Origin of the sequence: Roseomonas sp. CECT 9278, from assembly GCF_918698155.1 — a bacterium.
In the GTDB taxonomy this organism is placed as follows: domain Bacteria; phylum Pseudomonadota; class Alphaproteobacteria; order Acetobacterales; family Acetobacteraceae; genus Neoroseomonas.
The window spans coordinates 1-12646 of record NZ_CAKKLX010000079.1 but is presented as its reverse complement, the minus strand read 5'-3'; the positions used below and the strand labels follow the sequence as shown (position 1 = coordinate 12646).

Sequence of the window (12646 nt, the reverse complement as noted above, 5' to 3'; positions counted from 1 at the left end):
GCCGCCCGGCGCCCTCGCGCGGCTGCGCGCCGAGGGCTTCGCCGTGGTCGCGGAACGCGCGCCGCAGGGCCTGGCACGACTGCGCGGCCCGGCCGGCCTGCCGGAAGCGCAGGCGCTGGCCCGGCTGCGCGCGCTGGCGCCTGGCGCGACGACGGACCGCAACCATGCCTATCGGCTGGCCGGCGAGGCCCCCGCCGATGCCGACCCGCCCGCCACGGACGCCGCCCCTGGCTGCGCGGCACCCACGGGGTTGATCGCGCTGGTCGATACCGGCGTCGATGCGCGCCACCCGCTGCTGGCCGGGCGGATCGACCGGCAGGAGGTGCTGCGCGGCCCCGGCCGCCGGCCGGCACGCACCGCGCATGGCACGGCGGTGGCCCTGCGGCTGGCCGCCGCCGCCCCCGGCGCGCGCATCGCCGTGCTCGATTCCTTCCACCTCGGCCCGAATGGCGAGGCCGCCGACGCCTTCGACATCGCCGCCGCCCTGGCGCGCGCGGCCGAGATCGGCGCCACCATCGCCAATGTCTCGGTGGTCGGGCCGGCGAATGCGGTGGTGGAACGCCTGGGGGCCGCGACCGCGGCGCGGGGCGTGGTGATCGTCGCCGCCGCCGGCAATGACGGGCCGCGCGCGCCGCCGCTGCACCCGGCCGCCTATCCCTGGGCGATCGCGGTGGCGGCGGTGGATGTGCAGGGGCGGCCCTGGGCGCGCTCGGCGGCCGGGCCGCACATCGCCTTCGCCGCGCATGGGGTCGAGGTCACGCTCGATGCGCCGGGCAGCCCGGCGGCCCGGCGCTGGTCAGGGACATCCTTCGCCGCGCCGGTGGTGGCCGCGGCGCTGGCTGGCCTGCCGCGCCTGGGGCCCGCCGGGCTGCAGGACCTGGCGACGCTGGCACGCGATGCCGGGGCGCCCGGGCGCGACCCGGTGTTCGGCTGGGGGCTGGTGGAACCGCGCGCCTGCGCCGACGCGCCGGCGCCGGTGGCAGCCGGCAGCGCCGCGCTGCGATAGCGCCGGGGCGCCGCGGGCGCGCGCATTCCCCGGCGACGGGGCTCGCCGGAGCGCAGCCCGCAGGCGCGGCCTCTCAGATGCCCTGTCGGCGCGCCACGTCGCGCTGCGCGCCGACCGATGCGATGATCAGCGCGCGCTTGCTGTGCTGCGGCTGGCCGGTCACTTCCGGGCCGAGCCAGGGCGGCGGGATGACCGCCGCAGTGGCGCTGTCGAGCTCGATCTCGGCGTGCACGACGCCGGTCAGCGGGCCGCCATAGACATCGACCTCCCAGACCTGGCCGGCATGGGGCACCAGGTGGCGGTGCTTCTCGACCACGTGCCCGTCGCAGAATTCGGCGAGCATCGCCTCGGCCTCGGCGAGCGGGATCGCGTATTCGAATTCGCGCCGCGAGATTCCGCTGCGCGGGCCCTTCAGCGTGACCCAGGCGCGCGGCGGGGCACCCTGCGCGGTGGCGATGCGCACCCGCACCTTGCCGCCGCCGAACGTCGCGACCAGCCCGTCCCGCAGATGAACAGTCTCGGTGACCGCCGCCCGCCAGCCATCGTCGATGACCAGGAACTTGCGTTCGATCTCATGCTTCATGCCGCGCGCCAGGGTCCGTCAGGTTCGGTCGTGGTGTGCCACGAAACCGACAAGACGGGAAGTTGTCGGCGGGTGACGTTTCAGCGGTTCGGATAGATCCGCGGGTAGGTGACCTCCTCCGGCGGCCCGGGCGCGCGCACCGGCCCGACCTTGCCGCAGGCGCCCAGCAGCAGCAGCAACGCCAGCGCGCCCAGCACCGCGTGAGTCGTGCGAGGCGCGGCCGATTCACGCCTGCGGTGCTCGGCTTCGCCTGCGCCCTTCGGCGATCGGGCGCTTGTGCCAGGCGCGGCCGATTCACGCCTGCGGTGCTCGGCTTCGCCTGCACCCTTCGGCGATCGGGCGCTTGTGCCAGGCGCGGCCGATTCACGCCTGCGGTGCTCGGCTTCGCCTGCGCCCTTCGGCGATCGGGCGCGCGTCATGCCAGCTTCGCCTTCCACTCCGCCGCCATCGCCGCGACATTGGCCGGCGCCGTGCCGCCGAACGACGTGCGCGACCGCACCGAGGCCGCGACGGACAGCACGTCGTAGACGCCCTCGGTGATGCGGGGCTCGGCCTCGCGCATTTCCTCGATGGTCAGGCCGGCCAGGTCGACGCCCAGGCCCTCGGCCTTCTGCACCAGCGCGCCGGTGACGTGGTGGGCGTCGCGGAAGGGCATCTTCAATTCGCGCACCAGCCAGTCCGCCAGGTCGGTCGCGGTGGAAAACCCAGCGCCGGCGGCCGAGGACAGCCGCCCGACATCCGGCTTCAGGTCGCGCACCATGCCGGCCACCGCGGCCAGCACCAGCGTCATGGTCTCGGCGGCGTCGAAGACGCCTTCCTTGTCCTCCTGCATGTCCTTGAAATAGGTCAGCGCCAGGCCCTTCATCACGGTCAGCAGCCCGACCAGCGCACCCACCACGCGGCCGGTCTTGCCGCGCACCAGTTCCGCCGCATCGGGGTTGCGCTTCTGCGGCATGATCGAACTGCCGGTGGTGAAGGAATCCGACAGTTTCACGAACCCGAAATAGGGGTTCGTCCAGATCACGATCTCCTCGGCGAAGCGCGAGAGGTGCGTGGCGCACATGCTGCACGCGAACAGGAATTCCGCCGCGAAATCGCGGCTCGCGACACTGTCCAGGCTGTTGCGCGTGGGGCCGTCGAAGCCCAGCGCCCTGGCCGTCATGTGCCGGTCGATCGGGAAGCCGGTGCCCGCCAGCGCCGCTGCGCCGAGGGGGCATTCGTTCATGCGCGCGCGGCAGTCGCGCAGGCGCGACAGGTCGCGCGAGAGCATCTCCACATACGCCAGGAAATGATGGCCGAGCGTGACGGGCTGCGCTGGCTGCAGATGCGTGAAGCCGGGCATTACCGTGCCGGCATGTTCCTCGGCACGCGCCACCAGGGCGCGCATCACATCCTCGATCTGGCCGGACAGGCCGTCGATCGCATCGCGCACCCACAGGCGCACATCGAGTGCCACCTGGTCGTTGCGGCTGCGCCCGGTGTGCAGGCGCTTGCCGGCATCGCCGATCACGGCCGACAGCCGCGCCTCGACGTTCATGTGGATGTCTTCCAGCGCCTCGTCGAAGGGGAAGTCGCCCTTCTCGATGCGCGCGGCGATGTCGGTCAGGCCGCGGCGGATGTCGGCCTCGTCATCGGCCGAGATGATCCCCACATGCGCCAACATCGCGGCATGGGCGAGCGAGCCGCGGATATCCTGCCGCCACATCTTGCGGTCGAAGCCGATCGAGGCATTGATCGCCTCCATGATGGCGGAGGGGCCTTCCGCGAAGCGTCCGCCCCATTGCCGATTGGCGTTGCTGCTCACCGTTGGGGGTGTCTTTCGTGCTGGTTCCGACGCGCCGTTCCGTGCTGCTCGCCGCCCCGGCGCTGGCGGCGGCCACCCTGATACAGGCCGGGCTTCCGGCGCGTCCAGCCATCGCCGCCACCGCGCATGGGCTGAACCGCCTGCGCGAGGCCGACGCGGCGCTGCCCGACATCAGCTTCACCGATTCCCGGGGCAATGCGCAGGAGGTCGCGGATTTTCGCGGACAGGGCCTGGTGCTCAACCTCTGGGCCACCTGGTGCCCGCCCTGCGTGGCGGAGATGCCGGCCCTCGATCGCCTCGCCAGGATGCTGGCACCGGACGGCATCCTGGTCCTGCCGCTATCCTCCGACCGCGGCGGCCTGCCGGTGGTGCAGGCCTTCTACGAACGCACCGGGGTCAAGGCGCTGGGCATCTGGCTCGACCCGCGCGGCGCCGCCGGCCGCGCCCTGGGCGCCCGCGGCCTGCCCACCACGCTGATCATTGACCGCGGCGGCCGCGAACGCGCAAGGCTGGAAGGGGACGCGGCCTGGGACGCGCCGGACTTCGTGTCCGCGATCCGGCGGCTGGTGGCGCCGGCGAGCAGGGCCGGCGGGGCGGCGTGAGACGGGGGGCCAGCCCCCCGGACCCCCCGCTGGGAGGCTGCGGCCTCCCAGACCCGCGGATGTGATGGGATGGCGGGGTCTGGGGAGGCGCTGCCTCCCCGGCGGGGGTCCAGGGGGCAGCGCCCCTGGCCGACGCATCGAATCCGGTTGACAGCCACCCCTGTCGCGCGTGACGGGACCGCCGAAGATGACTGTCGCGCCATCCACGCCCTTGCTCCCGGTCCGTCGCCGCCTGGTGTTGCACGTCCCGGGGTATGAGCCGCTGAGCGCCGGGGCGCAGCAGCGCCGCCTGGCGCGTACGCTCGGTCGCAGTGCCGCGTGCTGGGGCCTGGCGGTCGAGACCGGTCCCGGCGTGGAATCGGCCGATCGCGTGGTGCGGTCCTTCCCGGCCCGGCTCTCCGGCCCCGACTGGGCGACCGAGGCCGAGATCCGCATCCTCGCCTGGGACGACCTGATCGCGCAGGACCTGCGCGTGCCCTTGCCGCGGCGCATCCTGCGCGGCGGGGCGGCGCTGGCGCGGCTGCTGGCGGATGGCACGCTGGCGCGCTACGGCGCGGCGCATTGGCGCTATTTGCTGTTCGTGGCGCTGCCGCTGGCCCTGCTGGGCGGCGCGCTGGTCGCCGGGCTGCTGGCCGGGGTCGCGCTGGGCGGCTGGGCCGGGGTCGCGCTGGGCGTGGCGCTGGCGCTGGGTCTCGTGCTGCTGGCCGACCGCCGCGCCCATCTGGGGCATCTGTTCGCCGACTGGTCCTTCGCGCGCGACCTTGCCGACGGCACGCGGCCGGACATCGCCGCGCGCATCGCGCGCTTCGCGCAGGAGGTCGCGGCCGCGCGCCGCACGCGCGAGGTGGACGAGGTGGTGCTGACCGGCCACAGCCTGGGCATGGTGCTGCTGGCGCAGGCGCTGGCGGCGGCGCTGGCGCAGGACCCCGACCCGCCACGGCCGGCGCCCCGCCTGGTGCTGGTCGGGCTGGGCTCCTCGCTGCTGAAGATCGCGCTGATGCCGGCGGCCGGCGCGCTGCGGGCGGCGGTGTCGCGCATCGCGGCCGCGCCCGGGCTGAGCTGGCTGGAATACACCTCGCGGCGCGACCTGGTGTCGTTCCACCGGGCGGATCCGGTCGCCGCGCTGCGGCTGGCGGGGCGCGGCCCACGGATGGAACGCATTCATCCGCGCGCCATGCTGGATGCCGCGGGCTGGCGGCGCGTGCGGCTTTCGATGCTGCGCGCGCACCGCATCTACCTGACCGGCAATGGCCGCCGGTATTTCTACGACTGGGGGCTGATCGCCTGCGGCCCGGCGGCGGTGGGGCGCGACCCGTGCCCCGACCGGCTGATCGCCGCCGACGGCTCGCTGCGCCACGCCCCGCAGGAGACCGCCGCATGACGCCACTGGTCGCCAAGCTGCTGCACGGCCTGTGCATGGTCGCCTGGTGGGTCATCCGCCGGCCCTTCGAGCGCAAGTCCAAGCGCAACGTGCTGCTGCGCGACGCCATGGACCTGCGCGAGAAGGCGGTGCTCGGCGTGTCCTTCGCCGGCCTCGGGGTGATCCCCTTCGTCTATATCGCGACCGGCTTCCCCGCGGCTCTGGACCAGGTCTTCTCGCCGGCGCGGGCCATTGCGGGGCTGGCGGTCTTCGCCGCCGCGCTGGCGCTGTTCTACGCGACGCACAAGGCGCTCGGGCGCAACTGGTCGGTCACGCTGGCGGTCCGCGAGGAACATTCCCTGGTGACCGGCGGCGTGTACCGCTTCGTGCGCCACCCGATGTACACGGCCTTCTGGATCTGGGCGATCGCCCAGGCCTTCACGCTGCAGAACTGGGTCGCCGGGCCGGCCGGAATCATCGGCTTCGGCACGCTCTACCTGCTGCGCGTCGCCCGCGAGGAATCGCTGATGCGTGAAACTTTCGGTGCCGAATGGGATTCCTATGCCGCGCGCACCCCACGCATCATCCCGCTCGCCCCGCCCCGCAGCCACTGACCCGCGAACCCGCCATGCCCCAGACCACCCGCCGCGCCGCCCTGCTCGGCCTTGCCGCCGCCACCACCGCCGCCTGCGCCGGCGGCGACGAGGACATTCCGCTGGCCGGCCCGCCGCGCGGCCGCGTGGTGCTGCTGCGTGGCCTGGCCAACGTGTTCTCGACCGGCATCGACGAGCTGGAGGAAACCCTGCGCCGCGACGGCTACGACGCGCAGGTGTTCAATCACCTCGACTGGGCCGCGCAGGCCGATGCGGCGCTGGTCCTCGCGCGGGAAAACCGCCTGCCGCGGCCCTTCGCCGTGATCGGCCATTCGCTCGGCGCCGATGACGGCATCCTGCTGGCCGCGCGCTTCGGCCAGGCGACCGGGATGATGGACGTGCTGGTGACCTTCGACCCGGTGCTGGTGCGCACCGTGCCGCGCGGCCCCGCCCTGGTGCGGAACTACTTCCAGCAATCCGACCTGTGGGGCGGCGGCAGCCTGACCGCGGCGCGCGGCTTCACCGGCACGCTGGAGAACCGCCCCGTGCGCGGCGACAACCACTTCACCATCGACAAGGACCCCGCGCTGCACCGCGAGGTGGTCGCGCTGCTCGATGCGACGCACCCCGCAGCCCCGCCGCGCCCGGCGCCACGCCGCCGGGCCTGACGCCGGCCTGCGCGTGCCTCGACCCTTGCCCCGCGCTGCCGGCCCGTCCCTCGGCGCCCCGTCCGCTGACGCCGCCTCCGCCATGGGCGGCCCATGGCGCGCGCCCCGCAGCGGCCGACCGGCGCCAGGCGCCGCCATCATCCTGCCAAGGCCGGCCGGCATCCCCGTCTCGTGACCCCATCCCGACTTCCCCGCCGCGCCGCGCTGGCGCTGCTGCCCGCGCTGGCTGCCTGCGGCACCACCACGGTGCAGCCACTCGCGCAGGCCGTGCGCGGGCGGGTCGTGGTGTTGCGCGGGCTGCTGAACATGTTCTCCACCGGCATGAACCAGCTGACCTTCATGCTGCGCGGCGCCGGCTACGACGCGACGGTCCACAACCACGCCGAATGGCGCACCCTGGCGGCCCGCACCATCGCCGCCGCGCGCGGCGATGCCCTGCCGCGGCCGTTGGCCGTGATCGGCCATTCCTTCGGGGCGGACGACGCCATCCTGCTGTCGGGCCGGCTGGGTGCGGCGGACATCCCGGTCGACCTGCTGGTCACCTTCGACCCGTCCTGGGTGCTGGCCGTGCCGCGCGGTCCGCGCCGCGTCATCAACTTCCACCAGGACCGCGACACCTACGCCCGGCGCCTGACACCCGGCCGCGGCTTCGACGGGCGCATCGACAACCGCCAGGTGGACGGCGAGAGCCACCTGTCGATCGACAAGGACATCGATCTGCACCGCCAGGTGCTCGTCGCGCTGCAGGAGATCGGCACCGCCGCGCCGCCGGCGCGCACCAATGCCGGCGCCCCGGCCGCCGCCCAGGCCACGGCGCCGCGACCGGCCGCGCAACCCGCCGCGCTGCCGCGACCGCCCCCCGCGCCGCGGGTCAGGGCAGCGCGTTGAGCCGGCGCTCCAGCAGCCCGCGCCACGGCGCATCGGGCGGCGTTTCCGCCAGCAGCGCCTGCCACAACGTTCGCGCATTGGCGGGGCGGCCGCTCTCGGCCTCGGCCAGGCCGGCAAGGAAGCGGTAGCGCGGGTCCTCCGGCTGCTCCGCCAGGGCGCGCACCAGCCAGGGCGTCGCCGCCGCCGGAGCGCCACGGGCGATCTCCATCTCCGCGATATCGCCGGCCAGGTCGGCCTCGAAGCGCGCATCGAGCGCGCGCGTCCAGGCCGCGATCGCGGCCTCCGCATTGCCGCGCGCACGTTCGGCATTGCCCAGCAGAATCCAGCCCTGCCGCGCCTGGTCGCTGCGCTGGTCGAGCGACGCCAGCCTCTCGCGCAGCGTCGCCAGGATCTGGTCGTCGCGCGCCGCCGCCTCGGCCCGCAGGTCATACGGCGCCGAGGGCATCCCCGGCGACCCGCGCAGCAGGTACAGCCCCACCCCGGCCGCCGCCAACAGCGGCAGCACCGCCGCCAGCACCGCCGGCCCGCGCGCCGTCGTCGCCTGCTCCGCCTGGTCGGCCGCGGCGATCAGGCGGCGCTGCACCTCGATGCGTGCGGCACGATGCCCGGCCTCATCCAGCCGCCCGGCCTCGCGCTCGCGATCCAGCTCCGCCAGCTGCGCGCGATACAGCGCGACATCAGCCTCCCGCCGCCCACGCGTCACGCCGGGGCGCAACACCGCGGCGCCAAGCGGCAACAGCGCGGCCAGCGCCAACAGAACCAACGGAATCCACGAAGTCATGCGCCGCCGCCACGCTCCAGTTCCGCCAGACGCCGCTGCTCCGCCTCGGTCAGCGGCACGGGATCAACCCCGGCCAGGCCACGCCGCCGCCGCAGGACAATCACCACCAGGCCACCCCCGAGCGCAATCACCGGCATCGCCCACAACAACGCCGTCACCGGATTGAAGGGCGGCCGCAACAAGACAAAATCGCCATATCGCGCATGGACGAACCGCATCACCGCCGACGCATCATCGCCAGCCACCACGCGCTCCCGCACGATCCGCCGCAAGTCGCGCGCCAGATCCGCATCACTGTCCTCGATCGACTGGTTCTGACAGACCATGCACCGCAACTCGCGCCCGATCTCCTGCGCCCGCGCCTCCATGGCCGCATCCGACAAGCGATCCTCCGGCCGACCCACCGCCGCGAGGGCAGGACAGGCCAAGGCCAACAGCAGCGGGAGGGTTGCAATGAGGCGGGCAAGGGCGCGGCGGGGAGGGCTTTGCCCTCCCCGGACCCCTCCCACCAAAGGCCTAAAGGCCCTTGGAACCCTCGACTTGATCGGAGGAATCGGGGAGGGGCATGGCGTGGCCGTCGCGTCGGTACCACCGACGATGCCCCTCCCCAATTCCCCCGATGCAAAACCGCGATCCAAGGGGCCGTTGCCCCTTGGTGGGGGGAGGTCCGGAGGGGGGCAAAGCCCCTCTCCGTCTGCCCTGGCCGCGCTCACGCATACCCCCGCAGCAGTGGCCTCAGTTCCTGGTCCAGCACCTCGGGCGTGATCGGCCCGGCGAAGCGCCAGCGGATCAGGCCTTGGCGGTCGACCAGGTAGGTTTCGGGCACGCCGTAGACGCCCCAGTCGATGGCGACGCGGCCGGGTTCGTCGCGGCCCAGTTTGCTGAAGGGGTTGCCGTGGCGGGTCAGGAAGGCGGCGGCATCGGTCGGGCGGTCCTTGTAGTTGATGCCGAGCACGCGGGTGCCCTCGCGATGCAGGCGCATCAGCTGCGGATGCTCGACGATGCAGGGCACGCACCAGGAGGCCCAGAAGTTGACCAGCACGGGCGCGGCCAGCGGGGCGCGCAGGTCTGCGGCGCTGAGGGCCGGCAGGCTGGTGGTGTCGAGCGCCGGCAGGCTGAAGTCGGGTGCCGGCTGGCCGATCAGGGCGGAGGGCACGCCGCGCGGGTTGTAGCCGCCGGTCTGCAGCCCGCGCAGCATGACGAAGAAGCCGGCGCCCGCGGCGGCGGCGAAGCCGAGCGGCGCGTAGAGCATCCAGCGGCGCGAGCGCGGCGGCGGGGCCTGGGTGTCGCTCATGCGGGGGCTGTCGCGCCTTTGGGGGCGGGGGCGGCGACGCGCATCCGCCGGTCGGACAGCGACAACCCGCCACCGAGCGCCATGATGACCGCGCCGAACCAGATCCAGGGCGCGAGCGGGTTGTGATGCAGGCGCAGCACCCCGGCGCCGTCGCGTTCCTCGCCGAGCACGGCATACAGGTCGCGCATGGCGTTGGTGTGGATGGCGGCCTCGGTGGTGGTCTGGCGGTCGACCTGGAAGGTGCGGCGTTCGGGTTCCAGCACCGTGACCACGGCGCCGTTGCGCGAGACGGTGATGGTGGCGCGACGCGCGGCGTAGTTCGGCCCCTGCGCGTCGGTGATGGAGTCGAGCCGCCATTCGTAGCCGGCCAGGCGCGCGGTCTCGCCGGGTTTCAGTGCAATCAGGGTATCGGTCGCGACACCCATGCCGGCGATGCCGGCGATGGTGACGCCCATGCCGGCATGGGCGATGGCGGCACCCCAGGCCGCGCGCGGCAGGCCCTTCGCGCGCTGCCAGGCCTGGGCCGGGCGGCGGAACAGCGCGATGCGATCCGCCACATCGGCGGTCGCGCCCACGATCAGCCACATGGCCATGCCCATGCCGATGGCCGGCCATACCGGCAGCCCGGCGCCCACCAGCATCAGGAAGCCGACCGCGAGCGCCGCGCAGGCCGCCCACCACAGGCGTTGCAGCGCGCCCCACACATCGCCGCGTTTCCACGGCAGCATGGCGCCGATCGGCATGGCCAGCACCAACGGGATCGCCAGCGGCGCCGTCGCCAGGTTGAAGAAGGGCGGGCCGACCGAGATTTTCGCGCCGGTCAGGATATCCGCGAACATCGGCCACAGCGTGCCGGCCAGCACCACCGCTGCGATCGAGCACAGCAGCAGGTTGTTCAGCACCAGCGCGCCCTCGCGCGAGATCGGCGCGAAGATGCCGGTGGGTGCCAGCTTCTGCGCCCGCCAGGCGAAGATGGCGAAGGCCCCGGCCACGTAGATCATCAGCAGGGCCAGGATGAACACGCCGCGCGTCGGGTCATTGGCGAAGGCATGCACGGAATTCAGCACGCCCGAGCGCACCAGGAAGGTGCCGAGCAGGCTCATGGCGAAGGCCATGATCGCCAGCAGCACGGTCCAGATCTTCAGCGCGTCGCGCTTTTCGACGACGATCGCCGAATGCAGCAGTGCGGTGCCAACCAGCCAGGGCAGCAGCGAGGCATTCTCCACCGGATCCCAGAACCAGTAGCCACCCCAGCCGAGCTCGTAATACGCCCACCACGACCCCAGCGCGATGCCCATCGTGAGGAACGACCAGGCCATCAGCGACCACGGCCGCACCCAGCGCCCCCAGGCCGCATCCACACGCCCTTCGAGCAGCGCCGCCACCGCAAAGGCAAAGGTCACCGCATACCCGACATAGCCGAGGTAGAGCATCGGCGGATGCAGCGCCAAGCCGATATCCTGCAGCACCGGATTCAGCCCCTGCCCATCCGGCGGCGGCGGCCAGATGCGATCGAACGGATTCGACGTGAAGATGATGAACAGCAGGAAGCCCGAGGCCACCCAGCCCAGCACACCGATGACCCGCGCCTTCAACGCCGTCGGCAAATCCCGCCCGAAGCCCGCCACCGCGCCGCCGCACAGCGCCAGGATCAACACCCAGAGCACCATCGAACCCTCGTGGTTCCCCCAGGCGCCCGACACCTTGTAGATCAGCGGCTTCGCCGAATGGCTGTTGGCAACGACATTCGACACCGTCGTGTCATTCACCGCGAAAGCCCAGACCAGGCAGCCAAACGCCACCCCCACCGACACCAGCACACCCGCCGCCAAAGGCCCCGCCGTCGCCATCCACCGCACATCACGCCGATGCGCGCCGACAATGGGCATCACCGACTGCGCGACAGCCAGGACACACGCCAAGGCCAAAGCGAAATGACCGAGTTCGGGGATCATGCGGTGGTGCTTTCGTGGGTGGGCGCTGCCAGGGGGCGCTGCCCCCTGGACCCCCGCCGGGGAGGCAGTGCCTCCCCGGACCCCGCCGTGAATGGGGAGGGATGAGGGAGGGGCATGGCGTGTCCGTGATCGAGGGTGCGCCCGCGAGCCCCTCCCTCATCCCTCCCCGTCAAAGCCGCGCGTCCGGGGGGCTGGCCCCCCGGCTCGCGCCCAACCATCGAAACCACCAACTGCATCATCCCCCGCTCCGTCCTTCGCGTGGCCGTGGCGCGGTGTTCCAGGTTTCCGCGGGTGGTGCTGCGCCTTCGGCGGGGTTCCAGCGGCCGGCGCGGCGCAGCGCGTCGGCGACTTCGGGGGGCATGTAGGTTTCGTCGTGGCGGGCGAGGACTTCGGTGGCGCGGAAGGTGTTGTCGGGCAGCAGGCGCCCGAGGGTGACGACGCCTTGGCCTTCGCGGAACAGGTCGGGCAGGACGCCGGTGTAGGTGACGCTGATCTGGTTGGCCCCGTCGGTGACGCGGAAGGTGGCGGCGGGGCGGCCATCGGCGCCGGTGCGGCGTTCGACGGAGCCGGCTTCGACCAGGCCGCCGAGGCGGAAGGCGCGGTCGCCTGCCGGGCGATTGGCCAGCACGTCGGAGGGCGAGAAGAAGAAGACGATGTTGTCCTGGAAGGCGGTGAGCGTGAGTGCGGTCGCGCTGCCGAGGCCGAGGCCGGCGAGCAGCAGCACCATCAGGCGGCGTTTTTTGCGTGTCACTGTGTGAACCCTCAGACGCCGGGCGCCGGCCATCCGGCCGGCTTGGCTTCGCGCCACGCAGTGGTGCGCCGGGCGCGGCGGGCAGGTTGGGCGCGATCGCGCTGTGCGCTCCCGGATCGCGTGGGGCGCGATCCGAGTCTTTGTGTGCCCTCAAACGCCGGGCGCGGCCGTCCGGCCGCTTGGCTTGCGCGCCATGCACTGGTGCGCTGGACGCGGCAGTCGGTTTGGGCGCGGTCGCGCTGTGCGCTCCCGGATCGCGTGGGGCGCGATCCGAGTCTTTGTGTGCCCTCAAACGCCGGGCGCGGCCGTCCGGCCGCTTGGCTTGCGCGCCATGCACTGGTGCGCTGGACGCGGCAGTCGG

The 12646-nt window shown here is 73.1% G+C and carries 13 protein-coding genes; 6 read left to right on the top strand and 7 right to left on the bottom strand.

Annotated elements, in window-relative coordinates:
* On the top strand, window positions 1-1006 hold a 1006-nt coding region (locus tag LQ222_RS25160; RefSeq protein ID WP_230169623.1), incomplete at its 5' end, for a S8 family serine peptidase.
* Window positions 1007-1079: 73 nt separating this feature from the next.
* On the opposite strand, the gene LQ222_RS25155 is transcribed toward LQ222_RS25160, so the two are convergent.
* Entirely contained in the window at window positions 1080-1589 is a 510-nt protein-coding gene (locus tag LQ222_RS25155) for a CYTH domain-containing protein (protein ID WP_230169622.1), read from the bottom strand.
* A gap of 415 nt (window positions 1590-2004) precedes the next feature.
* Window positions 2005-3333: an argininosuccinate lyase gene (gene argH, locus LQ222_RS25150; protein WP_230169625.1), complete on the bottom strand. Its 1329-nt coding sequence runs from the start codon at window positions 3331-3333 to the stop codon at window positions 2005-2007.
* A gap of 77 nt (window positions 3334-3410) precedes the next feature.
* Here argH and LQ222_RS25145 point away from each other — a divergent pair, with 77 nt between their 5' ends.
* The 5 genes from LQ222_RS25145 (at window position 3411) to LQ222_RS25125 (ending at window position 7504) form a co-directional block, all read left to right on the top strand.
* Entirely contained in the window at window positions 3411-3995 is a 585-nt protein-coding gene (locus LQ222_RS25145; protein ID WP_230169621.1) for a TlpA disulfide reductase family protein, read from the top strand.
* 187 nt (window positions 3996-4182) lie between these two features.
* Complete coding sequence (locus tag LQ222_RS25140; protein WP_230169620.1) at window positions 4183-5376, top strand: hypothetical protein; 1194 nt, start codon at window positions 4183-4185, stop codon at window positions 5374-5376.
* Entirely contained in the window at window positions 5373-5969 is a 597-nt protein-coding gene (locus LQ222_RS25135; protein ID WP_230169619.1) for a protein-S-isoprenylcysteine O-methyltransferase, read from the top strand. Before LQ222_RS25140 ends, LQ222_RS25135 begins: the two co-directional genes overlap by 4 nt.
* Window positions 5970-5983: 14 nt before the next feature.
* Window positions 5984-6616, top strand: a complete 633-nt coding sequence (locus LQ222_RS25130; RefSeq protein ID WP_230169618.1) for a hypothetical protein — start codon at window positions 5984-5986, stop codon at window positions 6614-6616.
* Window positions 6617-6787: 171 nt separating this feature from the next.
* Window positions 6788-7504: a hypothetical protein gene (locus LQ222_RS25125; protein ID WP_230169617.1), complete on the top strand. Its 717-nt coding sequence runs from the start codon at window positions 6788-6790 to the stop codon at window positions 7502-7504.
* Here the strand turns inward: LQ222_RS25125 and ccmI are convergent.
* The 5 genes from ccmI to ccmE form a co-directional block, all read right to left on the bottom strand.
* Complete coding sequence (gene ccmI, locus LQ222_RS25120) at window positions 7488-8285, bottom strand: c-type cytochrome biogenesis protein CcmI (protein WP_230169616.1); 798 nt, start codon at window positions 8283-8285, stop codon at window positions 7488-7490. The genes LQ222_RS25125 and ccmI overlap by 17 nt on opposite strands.
* Window positions 8282-8794 (bottom strand): cytochrome c-type biogenesis protein CcmH, encoded by a 513-nt coding sequence (locus LQ222_RS25115; RefSeq protein ID WP_308071661.1) that lies wholly within the window; start codon window positions 8792-8794, stop codon window positions 8282-8284. The genes ccmI and LQ222_RS25115 overlap by 4 nt, the downstream gene beginning before the upstream one ends.
* Before the next feature lie 200 nt (window positions 8795-8994).
* On the bottom strand, window positions 8995-9579 hold the full coding sequence (locus LQ222_RS25110; protein WP_230169615.1) for a DsbE family thiol:disulfide interchange protein: 585 nt from the start codon (window positions 9577-9579) through the stop codon (window positions 8995-8997).
* A complete protein-coding gene (locus LQ222_RS25105; RefSeq protein ID WP_230169614.1) occupies window positions 9576-11534 on the bottom strand; it encodes a heme lyase CcmF/NrfE family subunit in 1959 nt (652 codons plus the stop codon). Before LQ222_RS25105 ends, LQ222_RS25110 begins: the two co-directional genes overlap by 4 nt.
* Window positions 11535-11769: 235 nt before the next feature.
* Entirely contained in the window at window positions 11770-12285 is a 516-nt protein-coding gene (gene ccmE, locus LQ222_RS25100) for a cytochrome c maturation protein CcmE (RefSeq protein WP_230169613.1), read from the bottom strand.
* Window positions 12286-12646: the final 361 nt, after the last annotated feature.

Coding starts and splice junctions, on each gene's coding strand:
- LQ222_RS25110 (WP_230169615.1), bottom strand. CDS start 9,579: ATGAGCGACACCCAGGCCCCGCCGCCGCGCTCGCGCCGCTGGATGCTC.
- LQ222_RS25140 (WP_230169620.1), top strand. CDS start 4,183: ATGACTGTCGCGCCATCCACGCCCTTGCTCCCGGTCCGTCGCCGCCTG.
- argH (WP_230169625.1), bottom strand. CDS start 3,333: ATGGAGGCGATCAATGCCTCGATCGGCTTCGACCGCAAGATGTGGCGG.
- LQ222_RS25130 (WP_230169618.1), top strand. CDS start 5,984: ATGCCCCAGACCACCCGCCGCGCCGCCCTGCTCGGCCTTGCCGCCGCC.
- ccmI (WP_230169616.1), bottom strand. CDS start 8,285: ATGACTTCGTGGATTCCGTTGGTTCTGTTGGCGCTGGCCGCGCTGTTG.
- LQ222_RS25155 (WP_230169622.1), bottom strand. CDS start 1,589: ATGAAGCATGAGATCGAACGCAAGTTCCTGGTCATCGACGATGGCTGG.
- LQ222_RS25105 (WP_230169614.1), bottom strand. CDS start 11,534: ATGATCCCCGAACTCGGTCATTTCGCTTTGGCCTTGGCGTGTGTCCTG.
- LQ222_RS25135 (WP_230169619.1), top strand. CDS start 5,373: ATGACGCCACTGGTCGCCAAGCTGCTGCACGGCCTGTGCATGGTCGCC.